We start from the raw sequence: 22249 nt of genomic DNA, 5'->3' as shown, positions 1-22249 counted from the left end.
CAATATGGGCGTACAACGCGAATCACCCGATACAGCGCAGTGGCGAGAGAGACATGAGCGACGACGAGCAGCCACCCCGGCCCCCTCAGGGCTGGGCCCCTCGGGACCTCAGCGCCACCGGCCCGGACGACGCCTCCGCCGCACCCGGCGACGGCGCGCAGGGCCCGGGCGAGGAGACCGGCCGGGGCAAGGGCAAGAAGAAGCGGCCCAAGCGGACCGGCTGGCGGCGCGCCATCCCCACCTGGCGGATGGTCCTCGGCACCGTCCTCGCCGTCGCCCTGCTGCTCATCGGCGGCTTCATCGCCGGCTACACGCTCGTCCACATCCCGCCCGCCAACGCCACCGCGACCGCCCAGTCCAACGTCTACCTGTACGCGGACGGCGGCCAGCTCGCCCGGGACGGCGAGATCAACCGCGAGAACGTCCGGCTCGCGCAGATCCCGCTCACCGTCCAGCACACCGTGCTCGCCGCCGAGGACCGCGACTTCTACTCCGAACGGGCGGTCGACCCCAAGGCGATGGTCCGCGCCGCCTGGAACACCCTCACCGGCAAGGGCAAGCAGTCCGGTTCCACCATCACCCAGCAGTACGTGAAGAACTACTACCTGGGGCAGGAGCAGACGATCAGCCGCAAGGTGAAGGAGTTCTTCATCGCGATCAAGCTGAACCGCGAGGTCAGCAAGTCGGACATCCTGGAGGGCTACCTCAACACCAGCTACTTCGGCCGCAACGCCTACGGCATCCAGGCCGCCGCCCAGGCCTACTACGGCAAGGACATCGAGAAGGCCACCACCGCCGAGGGCGCCTATCTGGCCTCGCTGCTCAACGCCCCCAGCGCGTACGACGTGGTGGCGCACCCGGAGAACAGGGCGAAGGCCGTGGCGCGCTGGAACTACGTGCTCGACGGCATGGTCAAGAAGAAGTGGATGACCCCGGCCGAGCGGGCCGCCGCCACCTTCCCTACGCCGGGCAAGGTGCGGCCCGCGGCCGGGATGGCCGGACAGCGCGGCTATGTCGTCGAGGCCGTCAAGGACTATCTGACCAGCAACAAGATCATCGACGAGAACACCCTGGCCAAGGGCGGCTACCGGATCACCACCACGCTCCAGAAGGCCAAGCAGGACGCGTTCGTCGCCGCCGTCGACGACAAGGTGATGTCCCAGGTCAGCGCCGACCGCAAGGTGGACCGCAACGTCCGCGTCGGCGGCGCCTCCATCGACCCGGACAGCGGCAAGGTGCTCGCGATGTACGGGGGCATCGACTACACCAAGCAGTACGTCAACAACGCGACCCGGCGCGACTACCAGGTCGGCTCGACCTTCAAGCCCTTCGTCCTCACCTCGGCCGTCGAGAACGCCTCCAAGACGCAGGACGGGCGCACGATCACCCCGAACACGATCTACGACGGCACCAACAAGCGCTTCGTACAGGGCTGGTCGGGCACCCCGTACAACCCGGAGAACGAGGACGGCAAGTCGTACGGGCCGATCACCGTCCGGTTCGCCACCGACCTCTCGGTGAACGCGGTGTACGCGCAGATGGCCATGGACGTCGGCCCGAAGAACGTCCGCCAGACCGCCGTCGACCTGGGCATCCCCGCCGACACCCCCGACATGCCGAACGGGCCGTCCATCGCGCTCGGCACCGCGACCGCCTCCGTCCTGGACATGGCCGAGGCGTACGCGACGCTCGCCAACCACGGCAAGCACGGCACGTACACGATGGTCGAGTCCGTGACGAAGGACGGCGAGAAGGTGGACCTGCCGTCGCAGGACAGCAAGCAGGCGGTGAGCCGCGAGGCCGCCGACACCACCACCTCGATCCTGCAGAGCGTCGTGGAGGGCGGCACCGGCAAGAAGGCGCAGGCCGCGAACCGTACGGCCGCGGGCAAGACCGGCACCGCCGAGGACGACAAGGCGGCCTGGTTCGCGGGCTACACGCCCGATCTGGCCACCGTGGTCGCCGTGATGGGCCAGGACCCCGACACGGCCTTCCAGAAGCCGCTGTACGGCGCGCTGGGCCTGGACCGGATGAACGGCGGCGGGCCGCCCGCGGAGGTGTGGGCGCAGTACACGGCGGCGGCGCTCAAGGGCACCGAGCCGCAGGACTTCGACCTCCAGCTCCAGGAGGGCGCGGCCGTGCCGCCGCCGGTCGAGACGCAGGCCCCCAACCCGAACCCGCCGGGCCAGACCCAGGGCCAGGACCAGGGCCAGACGCAAGGGCAGACCCAGGGCCAGACGCAGGGCGGGACCACCAACGGCGGGACGACCACGGGCGGCACGACGACGGGCGGGACGACCGGGGGCACCACCGGGGCCACCACCAACGGAGGCACCACGACCGGCGGCACCACCGGCGGCCCGACCGATGGAGGCACCACCACGGGCGGCACCACCGACGGCGGCACCACCGGAGGAACCACGGACGGCGGGACCACCGACGGCGGGACCACGACGGGCACGGACGGCGGCATCATCACGGGCGGCACGACGACGGGGACGACGGCGGGCGGCGCCAACCGCCCGCGCCGCCAGCCGCGCGCGTAGGCGCAGTGCGTTCCAGCAGTCCGTCCTAGTGGCCGGAGGTCGCCTTGAGGCCGACCACGGCCACCAGGAGCAGACAGACGAAGAAGATCCGGGCGGCGGTCGCGGGCTCACCGAGCACCACCATGCCGAGCACCGCCGCACCGGCCGCGCCGATGCCCACCCAGACGCCGTAGGCGGTACCGATGGGCAGGGTCTTGGCGGCCTGCGAGAGCAGCATCATCGAGGCGACGATCCCGACACCGGTGAAGAGGCTGGGCCACAGCCGGGTGAATCCGTCGGTGTACTTCATCCCGATCGACCAGCCGACTTCGAGCAGACCGGCGACGAGCAGCAGAACCCAGGCCATGACAGGCACCTCCGAGAGACGTACGCGCGCGTACGTCCGCACGCGCGGGGTGCGTCGTCTTGTCGTAACCCGGTACGACGCGTCTCGTCGGGGTGCTTCAAAGATAGCAAAGTACGGCGAAAGGGAGACGGAAAGGCAGCGAAAAGGGCTGGTGACAGGGGTCACCAGCCCTTTTCGCTGCCTTGTGGGGCGGGGTCAGAGATACAACCCGGTCGAGTCCTCCGACACCCGCTCCGAGGCGACGGCGTGCAGATCGCGCTCCCGCATCAGTACGTAGGCGATGCCGCGCACCTCGACCTCGGCGCGGTCCTCGGGGTCGTACAGCACCCGGTCGCCCGGCTCGACGGTCCGGACGTTCTGCCCGACCGCGACCACCTCGGCCCAGGCCAGCCGCTTGCCGACGGCGGCGGTCGCCGGGATGAGGATGCCGCCGCCGGAGCGCCGTTCGCCCTCGGGTGTGTCGGACCGGACCAGCACGCGGTCGTGGAGCATCCGGATGGGCAGCTTGTCGTGGGTGTTCTCGCTCACGGACCCGAACCTACCTGCCCTGGCCCCCCGCGTATGCCGAAGGGCCGGGTCGGTCTGCTGCGTCAGTCCCGCCGCTTCTTGGCCGACGACATGGCGAGCAACCCGACGAGGCCGACGGCGAGGAGCGCGACCGGCACGATGCGCTCGACGCGGGGCGCGCCGTCCTCGCCCACGAACTGGGCCTTCACGTCCGAGACGGTCCGGTTCACGGCGACGAAGGCCCGGCCCGCGGTGCGGTCCACGGCCGAGGCGACCTTGGCCTTCGCGTCGCCGACGATCGTGCCCGGGTGCAGCCGCACGCCGATCTCGTCGAGCGTCACCGCGAGCTGCTCGCGGCGGCTCCTGATGTCCGCCTCGATCTGCGCAGGGGTCCTGGCTTCCGACACTGCGCCGCCTCCGTCGTTTGCTGGGGTACGGGGTGTTGTACGGGGTGTCCCGTCATCGACAGTCTGTCAGCTCTGCCGCCGATGCACTGTCACAGGCCCCCATTAGGCTCTGCTGGAGTACGCCATACCCCCGCCCCTTCCGGAGGAAGATCCCATGAGCGAGCGACTCGTCCCCGGCGACACCGCCCCCGCCTTCACCCTGCCCGACGCGGACGGCAACGAGGTCTCGCTCGCGGACCACAAGGGCCGCAAGGTCATCGTGTACTTCTACCCGGCGGCCCTCACCCCCGGCTGCACCAAGCAGGCCTGCGACTTCACGGACAACCTGTCCGTCCTGGCCTCCGCCGGCTACGACGTGATCGGCGTCTCCCCCGACAAGCCGGAGAAGCTCGCGAAGTTCCGCGAGAAGGAGTCCCTCAAGGTCACCCTCGTCGGCGACCCGTCGAAGGAGGTCCTGGAGGCGTACGGGGCGTACGGCGAGAAGAAGCTGTACGGCAAGACGGTGACCGGCGTCATCCGCTCCACGGTGATCGTGGACGAGGAGGGCAAGGTGGAGCGCGCGCTGTACAACGTGAAGGCGACGGGCCATGTCGCCAAGATCATCAAGGATCTGGGGATCTGAGGTCCCGTCCCCGGCGAACCTCGACGGCCCGCACCGAGCGGTAAGCGGTGCGGGCCGTTCCGCATTTCGGACGTGACTGTCCGATTAGCGGGTCGTTGGTCCGTACGAGGCTGCGAACGCGTGGCCGGGGGCGGAGGGGATCTTCATGGGTACGAGCCCGTATACGCGCGAGCGGCTCGCGGCGGCGGCCGGGGCTTCGGGGACGTTGTCGGAGGCGTTGACGAGGCTGGGGGTCGATCCGAAGAGCGGGTCGCGGCGCTACATCGCGGAGCGCATGAAGAAGCTGGGGATACCGACCGGCCACTTCGAGCGCGAGGGTGTGCGCTGGACGCGGGAAGTGCTGGAGCCGGTGGTGGCGGAGTCCACGAGCGTGTATGAAGTGCTGCGCCGACTGGGGGTCGACGTGGTCGGGGGCCACCACACGCACATCAGCCGCCGGATCGAGACGTACGGGATCGACACGTCGCGCTTCCGGCCACCGCCCCGCGGGAATGCCCATAACCCTTGAGGTCGACCACATCAACGGCGACTGGAGCGACGACCGCGCCACGAACCTACGGTTACTGTGCCCCAACTGTCATGCGATCACTAGCACTTGGTGCCGGGGAGGCCGCCGCCAGAAGTGAACTGACACCCGCCCAATCCACCGCAGCCACCTGCCCCGGTACCATGGCAGGCGGCTAGCGGCGGTGGTGCAACTGGTTGACACAGCAGACTTAGGATCTGTGGCCCGTGAAAGGGCTTGAGGGTTCGAATCCCTTCCGCCGCACCGCAAATGGCCTGCGAATCGAAGGATCGGTGCGCAGGCCATTTTGCGTTCCACCCCTCAACCCAACAGCTCCCGCACCACCGGCACCAGCGCCCGGAACGCCTTCCCCCGGTGGCTGATCGCGTTCTTTTCCTCGGGGGTCAGCTCCGCGCACGTGCGGGTCTCGCCCTCCGGCTGGAGGATCGGGTCGTAGCCGAAGCCGCCCGTGCCGGTGGGCTCGTGGCGGAGGGTGCCCAGGAGGCGGCCCTCGACCACTCGTTCCGTGCCGTCGGGGAGGGCCAGCGCCGCCGCGCAGGCGAAGTGGGCCCCGCGGTGGACGTCCGCGATGTCCGAGAGCTGGGCCAGGAGCAGGTTCAGGTTGGCCTTGTCGTCGCCGTGGGCGCCGGCCCAGCGGGCAGAGAAGATGCCGGGGGCGCCGTTCAGTACGTCGACGCACAGGCCCGAGTCGTCCGCGACGGCGGGCAGGCCGGTGGCCCGGGCCAGGGCGTGGGCCTTGAGGAGTGCGTTCTCGGCGAAGGTGACGCCGGTCTCCTTGACGTCGGGGATCTCGGGGTACGCGTCGGCGCCGACCAGTTCGTGGGGCAGTCCGGCGTCCGCGAGGATCGCGCGGAGTTCGGTGATTTTGCCGGCGTTGCGGGTGGCGAGGATCAGGCGGGTCATGCCCCCAGTATCGGGGGCGCGCCCGGCGTCACGGTGTGCAGACCTTGCCGACTTCCTTGGCCGCGTCCTTGACGGGGCTGATGTCCGGCGTGTTGTCGCCGTTCTTGATCGCCGAACGGACGTTGGTGACCGCCTTGTTGAGGTTGTCTACCGCCTTGGAGAGGTCGGCATCCCCCGTCTTGCTTTTCAGCGACGACAGGTTCTTGTCGATGTCGTTGAGCGCCTGGTCCGCCTGTGTCGGGTCGTCGGCGGCGTTGGACACCGCGCGGCCGAGGTCGTCCACGCTGGAGGCGATCGCGTCGGCGGTCTGGACGCAGTCGAGCGCCTTGCTGACCGCGCTGCACCCGACGGCGGCGGGCAGGGCGAGGGTCGCGGTGACGGCGGCGAGTGCGAGGGCGCGGCGGCGGCTGCGGCGCATGGGCGGGTCCTCCCCTGGGTGTGCGGACGGGCGTACGGTTCGGCCCGTACGCCCGTGTGGGTAGGGACGCCGGGAGCGGCCCTCTTGGTTGCCTCTTTACTCGCCGTTGCCTCTTTACTCGCCGAGCGTGCGGCCGAGCGCCTCGACCTGGAGGGCGGCGAGGTCGGCGCAGCCGCCGGTGGCGAGGTCGAGCAGCGCGTTGAGCTCCTTGCGGTCGAACGGCTCGGCCTCGGCCGTGCCCTGGACCTCGACGAAGCGGCCGTCGCCGGTGCAGACAACGTTCATGTCGGTCTCGGCGCGGACGTCCTCCTCGTAGCAGAGGTCGAGGAGCGGGGCTCCGTCGACGATGCCGACGGAGACGGCGGCGACGGTGCCGGTGAGCGGCTGGCGGTTGGCCTTGACCAGCTTCTTGGTCTGGGCCCAGCTGACGGCGTCGGCGAGGGCGACGTACGCGCCGGTGATGGCGGCGGTGCGGGTGCCGCCGTCGGCCTGGAGGACGTCGCAGTCGAGGACGATGGTGTTCTCGCCGAGGGCCTTGTAGTCGATGACGGCGCGGAGGCTGCGGCCGATGAGGCGGCTGATCTCGTGGGTGCGTCCGCCGATCTTGCCGCGGACGGATTCGCGGTCGCCGCGGGTGTTGGTGGAGCGCGGCAGCATCGAGTACTCCGCGGTCACCCAGCCTTCGCCGCTGCCCTTGCGCCAGCGGGGGACGCCTTCGGTGACGGAGGCGGTGCAGAAGACTTTGGTGTCGCCGAAGGAGATGAGGACGGAGCCCTCGGCGTGCTTGCTCCATCCGCGTTCGATGGTGACGGGGCGGAGCTGGTCGGGGGTGCGGCCGTCGATACGAGACATGCCCCGAGCGTAGCTCGTGGGCGTCTCGCTCCTGGGGGCATGCCCCCCGGCCCCCCTTCCGGGGCTCCGCCCCATGCCCCGTTCCCGGGGGCTCCGCCCCGGGCCCCTTTTGTCTGCGGACCGTGCTGGGTTGCTCGCGCAGTTCCCCGCGCCCCTTGAATGCCGCTACGCGGCAATCCCCTGGGCGCCCAAAAGGGGCCCCTCCCATCCCGGGAGGGGCCCCTCTCAGCGACTTGCGTCGCTCACATCATGTCTTCGATGTCCGCCGCGATCGGGTCCGCGTCCGTGCCGATGACGACCTGGATCGCGGTGCCCATCTTGACGACGCCGTGGGCGCCGGCGGCCTTCAGCGCGGCCTCGTCGACCTTGCTCGGGTCAATGACCTCGGTGCGGAGGCGGGTGATGCAGCCCTCGACCTCTTCGATGTTCTCGATACCGCCGAGCCCGGCGACGATCTTCTCAGCCTTGCTGGCCATGTCTGTCTCCCTGTTCTTTCAAAGAACGCTGTGGCGGCGCACCGCAGGTCCGGCCGACCGCGGTTCCGCTTTGTCACCGTAACGCACGTTTGGCCCAGTTACGCGAGCGAGCGTCCGCGCGCTGGCCAAGGATGGCGATCACCGGTACCGCGCCCGTGCGGCCAGGCTCCGGACGATACCGCAACTGGTCTACACCAGTGTGCAACGCATCCCGGAACTGGCTTGTTCCGGCGGGACGTAGGGGACGGAGGGTCGCCGATGAGCGCGGACAGCGCGGCAGTGGACCGGCCGAAATGGTGGAACGGTGCGTTCCAGAACCTCCAGAAGATGGGCCGCAGCCTCCAGCTGCCGATCGCGGTCCTGCCCGCGGCCGGCATCCTCAACCGGCTCGGCCAGCCCGACGTCTTCGGCAAGGACGGCCTCGGCTGGACGGACGTCGCCAAGGTCATGGCCGGCGCGGGCGGCGCGCTGCTCGACGCCAACATCGGGCTCCCGCTGCTCTTCTGCATCGGCGTGGCCATCGGCATGGCCAAGAAGGCGGACGGCTCGACGGCGCTCGCCGCCGTGGCCGGATTCCTCGTCTACTACAACGTGCTGCACCAGTTCCCCAAGGACTGCGCCCAGGGGGCCAAGGCGGTCGCCGTGGGCTGCCAGGCCGCCGACGGAAGCGTCGGGGCCTTCACGTACCAGAATCCCGGTGTCTTCGGCGGCATCGTCATGGGCCTGCTCGCCGCCTGGTTCTGGCAGCGCTACCACCGGGTCAAGCTGGTCGACTGGCTCGGCTTCTTCAACGGCCGCCGACTCGTCCCGATCATCATGTCGTTCGTGGCCATCGGCTTCGCCGCGATCTGCCTGTGGATCTGGCCGCCGATCGGCGACGGCCTGGAGAGTTTCAGCGACTGGCTGAGGGGGCGCGGCGCCTGGGGCTCGGGCATCTTCGGCGTCGCCAACCGCGCGCTGCTCGTCATCGGTCTGCACCAGTTCCTGAACGTGCCCATCTGGTTCCAGTTCGGCAGCTTCACCAAGCCGGACGGGAGCGTGGTCCACGGCGACATCACCATGTTCCTGGCGGGCGACAAGGACGCGGGCCAGTTCACCACCGGCTTCTTCCCGATCATGATGTTCGCGCTGCCCGCGGCCGCGCTGGCGATCACGCACTGCGCCAAGCCGCACCGCCGCAAGCAGGTGGGCGGTCTGATGCTGTCGGTCGGCCTGACGTCGTTCGTCACCGGCATCACCGAGCCGATCGAATACTCGTTCCTGTTCATCGCCCCGCTGCTGTACGCGATCCACGCGCTCCTCACCGGCGTCTCGATGGCGGTGAGCTGGGCGCTGGGCGTCAAGGACGGCTTCAGCTTCTCGGCCGGACTGATCGACTACGTCATCAACTGGAACCTGGCGACTAAACCGTGGCTGATCATTCCGATCGGTCTCGCCTTCGCCGTCGTCTACTACGTGATCTTCCGTTTCGCGATCACCAAGTTCGACCTCCCGACGCCCGGCCGCGAACCGGAGGAGCTGGAAGAGGAGATCGAGCGGGAGAACACGAAATAATAACGGCGGGATAACCAAGCGGTTGTACGGCAGAGGCCTCGGACCCCAGGGTCCGGGGCCTTTGTCCGTCATGCCGGAGTGCGTGGCTCAGCACACGAAAATTGCAGGTTCCTTATCTAACCCTCACCGTGCTACAACTGGTCTACACCACTCAATGGTGTAGACCACGCGGGCTTCACCGCGTTCCCCCCTTGAGACGCCGCCGTCCCCCCGTACTTTTCCATGTCCCCGGGCGGCGCCTTGCCAACTGGAGGAAGTTGATGAGTACGGCCACCGCTACGGCGGCGCCCGCGAAGAAGCGGGGTGCCGGCCTGTTCCAGGGTCTGCAGAAGGTCGGTCGCAGCCTGCAGCTGCCGATCGCCGTGCTGCCGGCCGCGGGCATTCTGCTCCGCCTCGGTCAGGACGATGTCTTCGGCAAGGACGGCCTCGGCTGGGACAAGGTCGCCAAGGTCTTCGCGACCGCCGGTGACGCGGTCTTCGCCAATCTGCCGCTGCTCTTCTGCGTCGGTATCGCGATCGGCTTCGCGAAGAAGGCCGACGGCTCCACCGCGCTCGCCGCGCTCGTCGGCTTCCTGGTCTACAAGAACGTGCTCACCGCGTTCCCGGTGACCGACGCCGTGGTCAACACCACCGCGAACAAGGGCGTCGACGTCGCCGCGACGTACAACGACCCCAAGGTCTTCGGCGGCATCATCATGGGCCTGCTGGCCGCGGTGATCTGGCAGAAGTACCACCGCACCAAGCTGGTCGACTGGCTCGGCTTCTTCAACGGCCGCCGCCTCGTCCCGATCATCATGGCCTTCGTCGGCACCGCGATGGGTGTGCTCTTCGGTCTGGTCTGGGAGCCGATCGGCGACGTCATCACCAACTTCGGTGAGTGGATGACCGGCCTCGGCGCCGCCGGCGCGGGCATCTTCGGTGTCGTCAACCGCGCGCTGCTGCCCATCGGCATGCACCAGTTCGTGAACACGGTCGCCTGGCAGGAGATCGGCGACTTCAAGGACTCCACGGGCACCATGTGGCACGGCGACCTGCCGCGCTTCTTCCACGGCGACCCGACCGCCGGCCAGTTCATGTCCGGCTTCTTCCCGATCATGATGTTCGCGCTGCCGGCCGCCGCCCTGGCGATCACGCACTGCGCCCGCCCCGAGCGCCGCAAGGCCGTCGGCGGCATGATGATCTCGCTCGCGCTGACCTCGTTCGTCACCGGCATCACCGAGCCGATCGAGTTCGCGTTCATGTTCATCGCGCCGGTCCTGTACGTGATCCACGCGGTCCTGACCGCCGTCTCGATGGCCGTCACCTGGGCGCTCGGCGTGCACCACGGCTTCAGCTTCTCCGCCGGTGCGATCGACTACATCCTGAACTGGAACCTCGCGACCAAGCCGTGGATGATCATCCCGATCGGCCTCGTCTTCGCCGCGATCTACTACTTCGTCTTCCGCTTCGCGATCACGAAGTTCAACCTCACCACCCCGGGCCGTGAGCCCGAGGAGGAGATCGAGGACCTGACGAAGGCGTAAGCCTCACGGGTTACGTGAAAGGGCCCCCGCACCACTCGGTGCGGGGGCCCTTTCGCGTACACGCGTACGGGCGCGATCAGACCTCGTACACCGCCCCCGGCACCGCCAGCTCCACCGGACCGGTGTACGCCCCACGGGCGTCCGTCAGGTTGACGTCGCCGTCCGTCCACGGGGGGATGTGGGTCAGGACCAGGCGGCCGACGCCGGCGCGGGCGGCGTGTTCGCCTGCCTCGCGGCCGTTGAGGTGGAGGGCCGGGATGTCCTCCTTGCCGTGCGTGAAGGACGCCTCGCACAAGAACAGGTCCGTGCCCTCGGCCAGCTCGTGCAGGGCCTCGCAGACGCCGGTGTCGCCCGAGTACGTGAGGGACGCGCCGCCGTGCTCGATGCGGATGCCGTACGCCTCGACGGGGTGGCAGACCCGCTCCGTACGGACCGCGAAGGGGCCGATGTCGAACGAGCCGGACTTCAGGGTGTGGAAGTCGAACACCTCGCTCATGGAGGAGCTGGACGGCGTGTCCGCGTACGCCGTGGTGAGGCGCTGCTCGGCGCCCTCCGGCGCGTACACCGGCATGGGGGCGCAGCGTCCGCCCTCGTGCCGGTAGTAGCGGGCCACGAAGTAGCCGCACATGTCGATGCAGTGGTCGGCGTGCAGATGGCTGAGGAAGATCGCGTCGAGGTCGTAGAGACCGATGTGGCGCTGCAGCTCGCCCAGGGCGCCGTTGCCCATGTCGAGGAGCAGCCGGAAGCCGTCGGCCTCGACGAGGTAGCTCGAACAGGCCGATTCCGCGGACGGGAACGACCCGGAGCAGCCGACGACGGTGAGCTTCATGGAGCGTGAACCTCCGGGAGCGGCAAGGGAACGGGGAGGGCGGCGGGAGGTCGTGCGGTCCGTCGAGCGTAAGGCGCCGCACTGCCGGTCGCTCCTCAGTGGCGGGCCGTTGTGGGGGAACTCACCTGCGCTGTCACCGGTTCGGGCGGAGTGCGGGCGGAGCGCGCGCGGGGGGTGCGCCGCCGGGTAACGTCTGCGGTATGGACACGTCCTGGTGGCTCGCGGTGATCGCCGTGGTGGTGGTCGCGCTGGGGGCCGCGGTGGTCGACGGGCGGGGGCGCGCCCGCCCGCGCCCGTCCCGTCCCGGGGGGCGCGTACGGCCGCCGGGGCGGCCGGGGGTGCGTGGGCGCAGGCCACAGCCGGGTGAGATCTGGTGGGCGGACGTGCCGTACGAGGACGGGCCCGGCTCGAAGGACCGGCCCTGTCTGGTGCTGTCGGTACGGGGGGACAGCGTGCTGGTCGCGAAGATCACCAGCAAGTTCCACGAGGAGCAGGCCGGGGTGATTCCGCTGCCGCCGGGGACGGTCGGGGATGCGCGGGGCCGTCCGAGCTTCCTGGAGACGGATGAGCTGCGGGATGTGGGGGTGTGGGAGTTCCGGCGGCGGGTGGGGGTGGTGGACCCTACGGTGTGGGACCAGGTCCGTTACCTGGCGGGATGACCCCCACCCCGCCCCTTCCCTAAACCCTCCGGGGGCTGCGCCGCCGGACCCCGTTCGTCTGCGGACCGTGCTGGGTTGCTCGCGCAGTTCCCCGCGCCCCTTCGGGGCACCCAGGGGATGCCGCGCAGCGGCATTTCTAGGGGCGCGGGGAACTGCGCGACCAGCCACACACAACCCGCAGACGCATCACGCCCAGAGTTGCCCCTGCAGCGTCTCGATCGCTTCCTCCGTTGTCTCCGCCGTGTACACGCCGGTCGACAGGTACTTCCAGCCGCCGTCCGCCACCACGAACACGATGTCGGCCGGCTCGCCGGCCTTCACCGCCTTGCGGCCCACGCCGATCGCCGCGTGGAGGGCCGCGCCCGTGGAGACGCCCGCGAAGATGCCCTCCTCCTTGAGGAGTTCGCGGGTGCGGGTCACCGCGTCCGCCGAGCCGACCGAGAAGCGGCTGGTCAGGACCGACGCGTCGTACAGCTCGGGGACGAAGCCCTCGTCCAGGTTGCGCAGGCCGTACACCAGGTCGTCGTAGCGCGGCTCGGCCGCCACGATCTGGACGCCGGGCACGCGCTCGCGCAGGTAGCGGCCCACGCCCATGAGCGTGCCCGTCGTGCCGAGGCCCGCCACGAAGTGGGTGATCGAGGGGAGGTCGGCCAGGATCTCCGGACCGGTCGTGGCGTAGTGCGCGCCCGCGTTGTCCGGGTTGCCGTACTGGTACAGCATCACCCAGGACGGGTTCTCGGCGGCCAGCTCCTTCGCCACCCGTACCGCCGTGTTGGAGCCGCCCGCCGCCGGGGACGGCACGATCTCCGCGCCCCACATCTTCAGCAGGTCGCGGCGCTCCTGGGAGGTGTTCTCGGGCATCACGCAGACGATGCGGTAGCCCTTGAGCTTCGCCGCCATCGCCAGCGAGATGCCGGTGTTGCCGCTGGTCGGCTCCAGGATGGTGCAGCCGGGCGTCAACCGGCCCGCCTTCTCGGCCTGTTCGATCATGTGGAGCGCGGGGCGGTCCTTGACCGAGCCGGTCGGGTTGCGGTCCTCCAGCTTCGCCCAGATGCGGACGTCGTCCGACGGCGAGAGTCTGGGGAGGCGGACCAGCGGGGTGTTGCCGACGGCGGCCAGCGCGGAGTCGTAGCGCATGACGGCGATCAGCCTCAGACCATGCCGCCGGCCACGGCCGGCAGGATCGTCACGCTGTCGCCGTCGGACAGCTCGGTGGTGATGCCCGCCAGGAAGCGGACGTCCTCGTCGTTGAGGTAGACGTTCACGAAGCGGCGCAGCTCCCCGCCGGCGGCCTCGTCGACCAGGCGCTCGCGGATGCCGCTGTGCCGGGTCTCCAGGTCCTTGAAGAGCTCGTCGATGGTCGCGCCGCTGCCCTCGACGGCCTTGGCGCCGCCGGTGTAGGTGCGGAGGATGGTCGGGATGCGGACCTCGATGGCCATGGCGTGGGCTCCAGTCGGAAGGGAGAGAAAAGGGAGGGGGAGGCATGGCGCGCGGCTCGCGCGGGTGCTGCCGAGGTACGGGTGGTGCGGCCGCGGCTCAGGCGGCGGTGGGGCGCTGACACATCGCGCTCGCCAGGCGGCACAGGTCGACGTGCAGGCGCGCCACGAGCAGCGGGCTGCTCGGCTTCTCTTCGCTCACGTCGTGGGGAACCATGCGGTCATCGTATCGATTCCCGGTCCGCTTCCCGGAATGTGATCTCAGATGGCGGACGCATTCCGCTCAGGATGCGGGCGTACACACCGAGTCGGCCGCATATGGCTCAATACGTCTGTACCACCTTGACCTCTTCCTCCTCGATCTCGCCGTCCACGATGCGGTACGAGCGGAACTGGAAGTCGCCGAGGCCGTCGGCGTCCGCCGTCGACACCAGGACGTAGTGGGCGCCGGGCTCGTTCGCGTACGTCACGTCGGTGCGGGACGGGTACGCCTCGGTCGCCGTGTGCGAGTGGTAGACGATCACCGGCTCCTCGTCGCGGTCGTCCATCTCGCGGTAGAGCTTCAGCAGGTCCTGCGAGTCGAACTCGTAGAACGTGGGCGAGCGGGCCGCGTTCAGCATCGGGATGAACCGCTCGGGGCGGCCGGTGCCGGCCGGGCCGGCGACCACGCCGCACGCCTCGTCGGGGTGGTCGGCGCGGGCGTGCGCGACGATCTGGTCGTACAGGGCCTGGGTGAGGGTCAGCATGAGCGCAAGGATAAACAGACGGGCCGTTCCGTACCGAGGAGTGGTACGGAACGGCCCGAATGGCGAGAAACGACCGGCTACGAGCGCTTCGCGAACGCCTTGTTGTCGGGGTTGCGCGCCTTGAGCACCAGGTACGAGACGCCCAGGATCAGGCCCCACAGCGGGGCGCAGTACAGGGAGACCCGCGAGTCCTTGTCGACGCCCATCATCACGATGACCATGAAGATGAACAGCAGCGCGAACCAGCTGGTGAACGGGGCGCCCGGGGCCCGGAAGGTGGACTGGGGCAGCTCGCCGCGGTCGGCCTTGGCGCGGTAGCGGATCTGGCAGACCAGGATCATGATCCAGGCCCACATGCCGGAGATGGTGGCGAAGGAGACGACGTAGTCGAAGGCCTTGCCCGGCGCCTTGTAGTTGATCCAGACGCCCACCAGCATCAGCGCGGCCGAGACCGAGGTGCCGATCAGCGGGGTGCCGCTCTTGGTCAGCTTGGTGAAGATCTTCGGGCCCTGGCCGTTGAGCGCGAGGTCGCGCAGCATGCGGCCGGTGGAGTACATGCCCGAGTTGCAGGAGGACAGCGCGGCCGTCAGGACCACGAAGTTGACGATGGCGGCGCCGACGCCGAGGCCCATCTTCTCGAAGGCCGCGACGAAGGGGCTCACGCCCGGCTGGAACTCGTGCCACGGGACGACCGAGAGGATCATGATCAGGGCGCCGATGTAGAAGACGGCGATGCGCCACGGCACGGTGTTGATGGCCTTGGGGAGCGTCTTCTCGGGGTCCTTGGACTCGCCCGCGGTGACGCCGACCAGCTCGACGGCGAGGAAGGCGAACATCACGATCTGCAGGGTCATCAGCGTGCCGCCGATGCCCTTGGGGAAGAACCCGCCGTCGTTCCAGAGGTTGGCGACGGTGGCGGTGTCGGCGGCGTCCGAGAAGCCGACGGTGAGGATGCCGGCGCAGATCAGGATCATGCCGACGATGGCCGTCACCTTGACCATGGAGAACCAGAACTCCAGCTCGCCGAAGAGCTTCACCGAGATCAGGTTCACCGCGTACAGGATGAGCGTGAAGACCAGCGCGTACAGCCATTGCGGGACGTCGTTGTGCGTCCAGAAGGCCATGTACTGGGCGGCCGCGGTGACCTCGGTGATGCCGGTGACGACCCAGAAGAGCCAGTACGTCCAGCCGGTGACGAAGCCCCAGAACGGGCCGACGAACTCCCGGGCGTACTCCGAGAAGGAGCCCGAGACCGGGCGGTACATGAGCAGCTCGCCCAGCGCCCGCATGATGAAGAAGATGACCAGGCCCGCGATGGCATAGGCCAGGATGAGGCTGGGGCCGGCCTTCGAGATGGCCTTGCCCGCGCCGAGGAAGAGCCCGGTGCCGATGGCTCCGCCGATCGCGATCATCTGGATCTGGCGGGCGCCGAGGCCCCGCTGGTATCCCTCGCCCTCGGCTGCGCCGTGGGCGGTCCCCACGGCCTCATTGCCGGAGCGGTCGTCCTGCTTGTCGACCTGCGCTGAGGTCATGGTGGTGCGCCTTTCTCCATGCTGACCCGCCCGCTTCGCCGAGCGAAGCCGCGGATCAGGTCCTGATCCCCCCGGATGTGGATGGAGTGCCACCGGCGATCAGCCGGTCGAAGCGCCCCCGGGAACATGGGTGGCGTCCCCGGGTGGTCGTGAAGATTTATCACGTCTTTACGGGTGATCCACTGGGGTGACTGTGGCGCACACCACAAGGAGAACCGGACAAAGCGCGCAAGAAACCGCAAACTATACCGTTGTGGTAATCGGATCGTTATGCGGATTTGAGCGTCCGCTGAGCGAACAGAGGGAAAACAGCCGTCTCCGGCCACCCCCGTGGGCGCGGTCAGGCCATCAGCGTCTCGACGAGCGTCTCCTGGAGCCCGCCGAGCCAGAGGTAGGCCATGACCATCGGCTTGCGCGGGTCGTCGTCCGGCAGCCGGTACAGCTCGCCGCCGTCGTCCTCGTCGGAGACCTCCAGGCGGGTCCCGATGGTCAGGCGCAGGTCGTTGAGCGCCCCCAGCCAGCGCCGGGAGTCGTCGGCGGTCAGCTTGAGGACCGCGCCGCCGTCGCCCTGCGGGGTGAGCGAGTCGAGGGCGCGCACCACCGCGAGCGCGTCGTCGCGCTTGCGGGCGCGCAGGTCCCGCTCGGTGAACCGCCTGAACTCAGCCGCCGAGGCGCGCAGTTCGTCGCTCTCGCCGCTGTCGTACGCGTCGGGGAAGAGCCGGGCGAGCGCCGGGTCGGCGGGCGGCTCGCTGGGGCCCTCGGCGAAGAGCGCGGCCAGCGGGTCCTCGCCCTCCATCGGCTCGTCGCCGGGGCCGATCAGCTCCAGGAGCTGTACGGACAGGGAGCGCAGGATGGCGATCTCGACCTCGTCGAGCGCGACGGCCGCGCCGCCGCCGGGCAGCGCCTCGAAGTAGCCGGCCATCAGCCGCGGTCCTGGGTGAGCGTGGCCCACAGCCCGTAGCCGTGCATCGCCTGCACGTCGCGCTCCATCTCCTCGCGGCTGCCGCTGGAGACCACCGCCCGGCCCTTGTGGTGCACATCGAGCATCAGCTTGCGGGCCTTGTCCTTGGGGTAGCCGAAGTAGCTCTGGAAGACGTACTGGACGTAGCTCATGAGGTTGACCGGGTCGTTGTGGACGAGCGTCACCCACGGCACGTCGGGTTCGGGGACGGCGAAGGTCTCTTCCGCCGACTCGGGTCGTTCGATCTCTACAGGAGCCACACTCACTTAGCCAATGCTGCCACTCGGGGACCGCAGTCGCACAAACGGGCCCCCGAAATCGTCACTCTGACGCGAAGAGGGGTAGCATCCGACCTATGAACCCTGCGGACCTTGGGCTGCCGGTGGACGTGCCGTCGACCGCGCTCTTCACGGACCAGTACGAGCTGACCATGCTCCAGGCGGCGCTGCGCGCCGGGACGGCCGACCGGCGGTCGGTCTTCGAGGTCTTCACCCGGCGGCTGCCGGACGGACGCCGCTACGGCGTGGTGGCCGGGACCGGCCGGGTCCTGGACGCCGTGGAGAACTTCCGCTTCGACGCGGGAGTCCTCGGCTTCCTGCGCGAGCGCCGGATCGTCGACGAGCCGACCCTCCAGTGGCTGGCCTCGTACCGCTTCTCGGGCGACATCTGGGGCTACCCCGAGGGCGAGGTCTACTTCCCCGGCTCGCCGATCCTGCGGGTCGAGGGCTCCTTCGCGGAGTGCGTGCTCCTGGAGACCGTGATCCTGTCGATCCTCAACCACGACTCGGCGATCGCCGCCGCCGCGTCCCGGATGTCCGCCGCCGCGGGCGGCCGGGCGCTGGTCGAGATGGGCGCCCGGCGCACCCACGAGCTGGCCGCGGTGGCCGCGGCCCGGGCCGCGTACGTGGGCGGCTTCACCACCACCTCGGACCTGGCCGCCGGGTTCCGGTACGGCATCCCCACCGTCGGCACCAGCGCGCACGCCTTCACCCTGCTCCACGACAGCGAACGGGACGCCTTCCGGGCCCAGGTGGACTCGCTGGGCCGGGGCACCACCCTTCTGGTGGACACCTACGACGTGGCCGAGGCGGTCCGTACCGCCGTGGAGATCGCGGGCCCCGAGCTCGGCGCGGTCCGGATCGACTCCGGCGACCTGCTGCTCATCGCCCACCGGGTGCGCCAGCAGCTCGACGAGCTGGGCGCGACCGAGACGAAGATCGTGGTGACCTCCGACCTCGACGAGTACGCCATCGCCTCGCTGGCGGCCGCGCCCGTGGACGCGTACGGCGTCGGCACCCAGCTGGTCACCGGCAGCGGGCACCCCACCTGCTCCATGGTCTACAAGCTGGTCGCCCGCGCGCAGAGCGCGGACCCCAAGGCCCCGCTGGTGCCGGTGGCGAAGAAGTCGATGGGCGGCAAGACGTCGATCGGCGGCCGCAAGTGGGCCGCCCGGCGCGCCGACGCCGACGGGATCGCTCAGGCCGAGGTCGTCGGCACCGGCCCCATCCCGTCCGATCTTGCCGCCCGGCAGCTCCTCGCCGAGCTGGTCAAGGGCGGCGTGGTGGTGGCCCGCGAGCCGCTGGACACCGCCCGGGAGCGGCACATCGCGGCGCGCGGCGCGCTGCCGATGTCCGCGATCCAGCTGTCGCGGGGCGAGCCCGTGCTGCCCACGGAGTACGCGTGATGCCGTACGTCCGGGGCTTTGCACCCCAATTGCCCCCTGCCGTACCGGGGTTGGAATCTCTACGCTCGTAGAACAGCCCCCTGACCGAAGGACAGCCGACATGCACCGCGCGTTGATCGTCGTGGACGTTCAGAACGACTTCTGCGAGGGCGGCAGCCTCGCGGTCACGGGTGGCTCCGACGTCGCCGCTGCCATCACCGACCTGATCGGCCAGGCCGCCGGGTCCGTGTACCGCCATGTGGTGGCCACCCGCGACCACCACATCGACCCGGGCCCGCACTTCTCGCCGCAGCCGGACTTCGTGCACTCCTGGCCGGTGCACTGCGTGGCCGGGACGGAGGGCGTGGGCTTCCACCCGAACTTCGCCCCGGCGGTCGCCTGCGGCGCCATAGACGCGGTCTTCGACAAGGGCGCCCACGCGGCCGCGTACAGCGGCTTCGAGGGGCGCGACGAGAACGGGGTGTGGCTGGTGAACTGGCTGCGGGACCGGGACGTCACGGAGGTCGACGTGGTCGGGATCGCCACGGACCACTGCGTGCGGGCGACTGCGCTGGATGCGGTGCGGGCGGGCTTTGCCACGCATGTTCTGCTCGATCTGACCGCCGGTGTCTCCGAGGAGACGACCGCTCGGGCGATCGAGGAGATGCGGGTCGCTGGCGCGGAGCTGTCGGGTAAGCCGGTGTGTTGACCGAGGTCACGTTGTGTCTTCACCGCGGGCCGGTGGGGGCTGGTCGCGCAGTTCCCCGCGCCCCTAAAGCGCCCTCACGGGCGCCCCTGAAAAAGCGCCCCTCACGGCCGCAGCAGCGCCCGTATCGGGTGCCAGAGCTCCTCGGCCTCCGGGTGCGGCGCGGTGCGCCACAGGAGGCCGTCCGGGTGGTGGAGGACCGCCGTGATCTCGTCCGGCGTGGGCGGCTCGGTGTTGCCGCGCAGATAGACCGCGCGCAGGCCCAGGTTCCGCAGCCGGGTCAGGGCGCGGGCCCGGTTGGCCGCGTGGACCAGGACGCGCACCTTGCGGCCGTCCCCGGCGGGGCTGGGCAAGGTGAGCGCGACGACGACGCTGCCGTTCGGCAGCTTGCAAAATCCTCCGCCGGGCATGGCGTACCGCTCCCCCGTGAGACGTCGTGTCAATAAGGACTCGTAGGACGCACCTAAACACGATCGGCCGCCGCCCGCTAGAGGGCGACGGCCGATCATGTTTTGACCTGCGGTTTTGAGAACTACTTGGTCGACGGACCAACCTTCACGGTGATCGTCGAGCCGTCCTTGGGCTGCTGGACGATGGAGATCCGGGTGTTGGTGTCAGGAACCTGCACGCTTCCCGTGGGGTTCTCCTTGTACCAGTAGGTGCCCCGGTGGTCGTCGAAGATCGGGACACCGGCCTGCGGGCGGATGGTGGTCGCCACGTCGGCCTTGTGCAGGGTGAGCGCGTTCGTCGGGTAGAAGCCGAAGGTCGCGTCGAACGGCGTGATCTTGTTGCGCATCAGCGTGCCGTCGGCCCACTTCAGCGGCTTGGCGTGAGCGTCGATCGGCAGGATCTGGCCCTGGCCCGGGTGGACCGAGACGTTGTTGTCCTTCTGGGACAGGTCCCACAGCCAGATGAGCAGACCCGGCGTGTACGCGTAGTGCTCGACCCAGCTCGGGCGGGTCTTGGCGAAGCCGAAGTTGTACGGGCCGACCTTGAGGGTCTGGTCGTACGACACGTACTGGCGGTTCTCCGCGATGTAGTACTGCGGGTAGTCCTTGGTGAACGACTCGCCGATGCGGGAGAAGTTCTTCGAGGTCCAGCCGTTGTCGTCGCCCTCGCCGCCGTCGGTGAAGAGCGCGGCGCCGTCGGCGTTCACGGAGATCGCGTCGGCGGTGAAGCCCTTGCCGCCCGCGCCGCCGTCCGTCTGGTAGCGGAAGCGGAGGTCGATCTTCTTGCCCGCGAAGGCGTCCAGGTTGTACGAGAGCTTCTTGTACGCGCCCGACACGTCGGTCAGGGCCGGCTTGTCGCTGGGGTCGCGGCTGATCGGCTTGCCGTCGGCGGTGCCGTCGAGCGCGGTCCAGGTGGCGCCGCCGTCCGTGGAGGCCTCGGCGTACAGGAAGTCGTAGTCCAGCTCGATGTCCCACCAGCCGGACAGGTCCAGGGAGGCCTTGGACTTGCCGGTCAGGTCGACCGGGCGGGTCAGGGTGTTGTTGAGGTTGTCACCCATCCCGCTCCACCACTGCTTGGTGCCCTCGGCGGGCTTCACGACGGTGGTGGTGACGGCCTTCTTCGGCAGCTCGACGACGAGCGCCTGCTTGTCGTTGGTGTTGTACTCCGAGACGCCCAGCTTGGTGGTGGAGCGCGTCGCGGCCTTGGCCGTGGCGTAGTTGAGCCAGCCCAGCTGGAGCTTGTCCCAGGCGGTCATGTCGCCCGGCATGTCGCCGATCGAGTCCTTGCCGGTGCCCAGCCAGGAGCCGGCCGACATCAGGGACCAGAAGCCGACCGAGTTCTCGGCCTGGTTGGTGGTGTCGTAGAGGTCCGGCAGACCGAGGTCGTGGCCGTACTCGTGGGCGAAGACGCCGAGGCCGCCGTTCTCCGGCTGCATCGTGTAGTCGCCGACCCAGACGCCGGTGTCGGCGATCTGCGTGCCGCCGGCCTTGTTGTTGGCCGGGCCGGTCTTGCCCGCGTCCGTGCCGTAGGCGTACGAGCGGTGCGCCCACAGGGCGTTGGTGCCCTGCGCGCCGCCGCCGGCCGACTCGTCCTCGCCCGCGTGGACGATCTGGAAGTGGTCGATGTAGCCGTCGGGCTCGTTGAAGTTGCCGTCGTTGTCGAAGTCGTTGCGGTCCCACTGGTCGTACTGCGCCAGGGCCGCCTTGATCTGCTCGGTGGTCTGGCCCTTGGCCTTCTGGTCCGCGGCCCAGGCGTTGACGCCGTCGCGGACCAGGTCCATCACGTTGGAGCAGTTGGTGGCGCCGCAGTAGTTCGAGCCGTAGCGGGCCTCGTTGGCCGGGACGCGGACCCAGTCCGTGACCGTGCCGTCGACCGAGTAGCGGCCCGAGGAGGTCTTCTCGTAGTACGTCTTCAGGGAGTGCTTCTGGGTGCCGTCGGCGTTCTTGCCGGTCCCGAAGTACAGGTCCTGGAAGTGCTGCCGGCTGTAGTCCTTCTGCCAGGCGGTGGAGTTGTCCTTCGTGCGGTCCGGCTGCTTGATGGTGTTGTGCGCCGGGCCGGGGTCGCCCCCGTACTTGACGACCGGCGGCTTGGGGCCGGCCGGGCCGTCCGGGTCGAACATGGTCGTGCTGTCGACCTGGTCCCCGAAGTCCACCAGGATCGTGAAGATCTTGTCGGTCTTCTCCCGGCCGAGCTCGACGTACTTCTTGTCGTCGAGCTGGACGACCTTGGAGGCGCCGCGCTGCTGCACCTTCTTGTCGCCCGAGATGACCTTCTGCAGCGCCGCCTGGCGCTGCAGCTCCCGCTGCTTGGTGAACGGGCCCGGAATGTCGTCGATGTGCTTGGCCGAGCCGGCGCCCGGGTCCCGCCGCTCGACGGGGGCCGGGGCCTTGCTGTCGGCCTGGGCGGTGGCGAACGCGGAGCCTATCGCGCCGGTCGTGGCCATGGCCACGAGTACGGCGGCAGCTCTGACCGCTCGTCTGTTGCTGGTCACTTGATGATGTCCTCCCCCGCGGCCGCAGGCACGGACCGGGGGTGAGGGGTCTGGTCTCCGGTGCGCGGCACGCGTCTCAAGTGACGACATTGGACC

24 protein-coding genes, 1 tRNA gene, 1 pseudogene and 1 riboswitch are annotated in these 22249 nt (G+C 69.4%); of the genes and pseudogenes, 9 read left to right on the top strand and 17 right to left on the bottom strand.

Going from position 1 to position 22249, the window contains the following annotated elements; genetic code table 11:
- Positions 1-53: 53 nt before the first annotated feature.
- Positions 54-2546 (top strand): transglycosylase domain-containing protein, encoded by a 2493-nt coding sequence (locus tag QIY60_RS17710; protein WP_283143322.1) that lies wholly within the window; start codon positions 54-56, stop codon positions 2544-2546.
- Between the two features lie 25 nt (positions 2547-2571).
- Here QIY60_RS17710 and QIY60_RS17705 read toward each other — a convergent pair whose 3' ends face one another.
- The 3 genes from QIY60_RS17705 to QIY60_RS17695 form a co-directional block, all read right to left on the bottom strand.
- On the bottom strand, positions 2572-2892 hold the full coding sequence (locus QIY60_RS17705) for a multidrug efflux SMR transporter (RefSeq protein WP_190091805.1): 321 nt from the start codon (positions 2890-2892) through the stop codon (positions 2572-2574).
- Positions 2893-2940: 48 nt separating this feature from the next.
- Positions 2941-3005: riboswitch (guanidine-III (ykkC-III) riboswitch) on the bottom strand.
- Between the two features lie 82 nt (positions 3006-3087).
- The gene (locus QIY60_RS17700) at positions 3088-3420 is read right to left on the bottom strand and encodes a co-chaperone GroES (protein WP_067159470.1); all 333 of its coding nucleotides are present in this window, start codon (positions 3418-3420) and stop codon (positions 3088-3090) included.
- Between the two features lie 62 nt (positions 3421-3482).
- On the bottom strand, positions 3483-3806 hold the full coding sequence (locus tag QIY60_RS17695; RefSeq protein ID WP_283143321.1) for a DUF3618 domain-containing protein: 324 nt from the start codon (positions 3804-3806) through the stop codon (positions 3483-3485).
- Positions 3807-3960: 154 nt separating this feature from the next.
- Here QIY60_RS17695 and bcp point away from each other — a divergent pair, with 154 nt between their 5' ends.
- The 3 genes and pseudogenes from bcp to QIY60_RS17680 all read left to right on the top strand — a co-directional run bounded on the left by bcp (position 3961) and on the right by QIY60_RS17680 (position 5197).
- The gene (gene bcp / locus QIY60_RS17690) at positions 3961-4428 is read left to right on the top strand and encodes a thioredoxin-dependent thiol peroxidase (protein ID WP_266980039.1); all 468 of its coding nucleotides are present in this window, start codon (positions 3961-3963) and stop codon (positions 4426-4428) included.
- Between the two features lie 145 nt (positions 4429-4573).
- Positions 4574-5054 (top strand): annotated as a pseudogene (locus QIY60_RS17685) (HNH endonuclease signature motif containing protein).
- 57 nt (positions 5055-5111) lie between these two features.
- Positions 5112-5197: transfer RNA gene (locus tag QIY60_RS17680), tRNA-Leu, on the top strand.
- A gap of 57 nt (positions 5198-5254) precedes the next feature.
- On the opposite strand, the gene rdgB is transcribed toward QIY60_RS17680, so the two are convergent.
- From rdgB to QIY60_RS17660, 4 genes are all read right to left on the bottom strand, one after another.
- Complete coding sequence (gene rdgB, locus QIY60_RS17675) at positions 5255-5857, bottom strand: RdgB/HAM1 family non-canonical purine NTP pyrophosphatase (protein ID WP_283143320.1); 603 nt, start codon at positions 5855-5857, stop codon at positions 5255-5257.
- A gap of 28 nt (positions 5858-5885) precedes the next feature.
- Positions 5886-6275, bottom strand: a complete 390-nt coding sequence (locus tag QIY60_RS17670) for a hypothetical protein (RefSeq protein ID WP_283143319.1) — start codon at positions 6273-6275, stop codon at positions 5886-5888.
- 114 nt (positions 6276-6389) lie between these two features.
- Positions 6390-7127, bottom strand: coding sequence for a ribonuclease PH (gene rph, locus QIY60_RS17665; RefSeq protein WP_067159486.1), 738 nt, complete (start codon positions 7125-7127; stop codon positions 6390-6392).
- Positions 7128-7369: 242 nt separating this feature from the next.
- Positions 7370-7603, bottom strand: a complete 234-nt coding sequence (locus QIY60_RS17660; RefSeq protein WP_018517946.1) for a PTS glucose/sucrose transporter subunit IIB — start codon at positions 7601-7603, stop codon at positions 7370-7372.
- 258 nt (positions 7604-7861) lie between these two features.
- On the opposite strand from QIY60_RS17660, the gene QIY60_RS17655 reads away from it, so the two are divergent.
- The gene (locus QIY60_RS17655; RefSeq protein WP_283143318.1) at positions 7862-9157 is read left to right on the top strand and encodes a PTS transporter subunit EIIC; all 1296 of its coding nucleotides are present in this window, start codon (positions 7862-7864) and stop codon (positions 9155-9157) included.
- A gap of 260 nt (positions 9158-9417) precedes the next feature.
- Positions 9418-10680: a PTS transporter subunit EIIC gene (locus tag QIY60_RS17650; RefSeq protein WP_190091812.1), complete on the top strand. Its 1263-nt coding sequence runs from the start codon at positions 9418-9420 to the stop codon at positions 10678-10680.
- Between the two features lie 76 nt (positions 10681-10756).
- Here the strand turns inward: QIY60_RS17650 and QIY60_RS17645 are convergent, their stop codons facing one another.
- The gene (locus QIY60_RS17645) at positions 10757-11509 is read right to left on the bottom strand and encodes an MBL fold metallo-hydrolase (RefSeq protein ID WP_283143317.1); all 753 of its coding nucleotides are present in this window, start codon (positions 11507-11509) and stop codon (positions 10757-10759) included.
- A gap of 200 nt (positions 11510-11709) precedes the next feature.
- Here QIY60_RS17645 and QIY60_RS17640 point away from each other — a divergent pair, with 200 nt between their 5' ends.
- Positions 11710-12168: a type II toxin-antitoxin system PemK/MazF family toxin gene (locus QIY60_RS17640; protein WP_283143316.1), complete on the top strand. Its 459-nt coding sequence runs from the start codon at positions 11710-11712 to the stop codon at positions 12166-12168.
- 186 nt (positions 12169-12354) lie between these two features.
- Here the strand turns inward: QIY60_RS17640 and QIY60_RS17635 are convergent, their stop codons facing one another.
- The 7 genes from QIY60_RS17635 to clpS all read right to left on the bottom strand — a co-directional run bounded on the left by QIY60_RS17635 (position 12355) and on the right by clpS (position 17109).
- Complete coding sequence (locus tag QIY60_RS17635; RefSeq protein WP_283143315.1) at positions 12355-13305, bottom strand: cysteine synthase; 951 nt, start codon at positions 13303-13305, stop codon at positions 12355-12357.
- 14 nt (positions 13306-13319) lie between these two features.
- Positions 13320-13607 carry a MoaD/ThiS family protein gene (locus QIY60_RS17630; protein ID WP_101388485.1) on the bottom strand — a complete coding sequence of 96 codons (288 nt, stop codon included), beginning with the start codon at positions 13605-13607 and terminating at the stop codon, positions 13320-13322.
- Positions 13608-13704: 97 nt separating this feature from the next.
- Positions 13705-13821, bottom strand: coding sequence for a putative leader peptide (locus tag QIY60_RS32760; RefSeq protein WP_349253927.1), 117 nt, complete (start codon positions 13819-13821; stop codon positions 13705-13707).
- Between the two features lie 106 nt (positions 13822-13927).
- Complete coding sequence (locus tag QIY60_RS17625) at positions 13928-14350, bottom strand: M67 family metallopeptidase (RefSeq protein ID WP_283143314.1); 423 nt, start codon at positions 14348-14350, stop codon at positions 13928-13930.
- Positions 14351-14427: 77 nt separating this feature from the next.
- The gene (locus tag QIY60_RS17620; protein WP_283143313.1) at positions 14428-15882 is read right to left on the bottom strand and encodes an amino acid permease; all 1455 of its coding nucleotides are present in this window, start codon (positions 15880-15882) and stop codon (positions 14428-14430) included.
- A 340-nt stretch (positions 15883-16222) separates the two neighbouring features.
- Positions 16223-16804, bottom strand: coding sequence for a DUF2017 domain-containing protein (locus QIY60_RS17615; protein WP_283143312.1), 582 nt, complete (start codon positions 16802-16804; stop codon positions 16223-16225).
- Positions 16804-17109 (bottom strand): ATP-dependent Clp protease adapter ClpS, encoded by a 306-nt coding sequence (gene clpS / locus QIY60_RS17610; RefSeq protein ID WP_067159503.1) that lies wholly within the window; start codon positions 17107-17109, stop codon positions 16804-16806. Before clpS ends, QIY60_RS17615 begins: the two co-directional genes overlap by 1 nt.
- 89 nt (positions 17110-17198) lie before the next feature.
- On the opposite strand from clpS, the gene QIY60_RS17605 reads away from it, so the two are divergent.
- Both QIY60_RS17605 and QIY60_RS17600 read left to right on the top strand, forming a co-directional pair.
- Positions 17199-18527, top strand: a complete 1329-nt coding sequence (locus tag QIY60_RS17605) for a nicotinate phosphoribosyltransferase (protein WP_283143311.1) — start codon at positions 17199-17201, stop codon at positions 18525-18527.
- A 100-nt stretch (positions 18528-18627) separates the two neighbouring features.
- Positions 18628-19215 carry an isochorismatase family protein gene (locus tag QIY60_RS17600; protein ID WP_283143310.1) on the top strand — a complete coding sequence of 196 codons (588 nt, stop codon included), beginning with the start codon at positions 18628-18630 and terminating at the stop codon, positions 19213-19215.
- Between the two features lie 101 nt (positions 19216-19316).
- Here the strand turns inward: QIY60_RS17600 and QIY60_RS17595 are convergent, their stop codons facing one another.
- Both QIY60_RS17595 and QIY60_RS17590 read right to left on the bottom strand, forming a co-directional pair.
- On the bottom strand, positions 19317-19622 hold the full coding sequence (locus QIY60_RS17595) for a hypothetical protein (RefSeq protein ID WP_283143309.1): 306 nt from the start codon (positions 19620-19622) through the stop codon (positions 19317-19319).
- A gap of 122 nt (positions 19623-19744) precedes the next feature.
- A complete protein-coding gene (locus QIY60_RS17590; RefSeq protein WP_283143308.1) occupies positions 19745-22153 on the bottom strand; it encodes an immune inhibitor A domain-containing protein in 2409 nt (802 codons plus the stop codon).
- Positions 22154-22249 lie beyond the last annotated feature (96 nt).

Origin of the sequence: Streptomyces sp. BPTC-684 (genome assembly GCF_030028635.1) — a bacterium.
Classification (GTDB): Bacteria; Actinomycetota; Actinomycetes; order Streptomycetales; family Streptomycetaceae; genus Streptomyces; species Streptomyces noboritoensis.
Note: the sequence above shows the minus strand (reverse complement) of the source record. Positions and strands in the feature narration are given on the sequence as shown.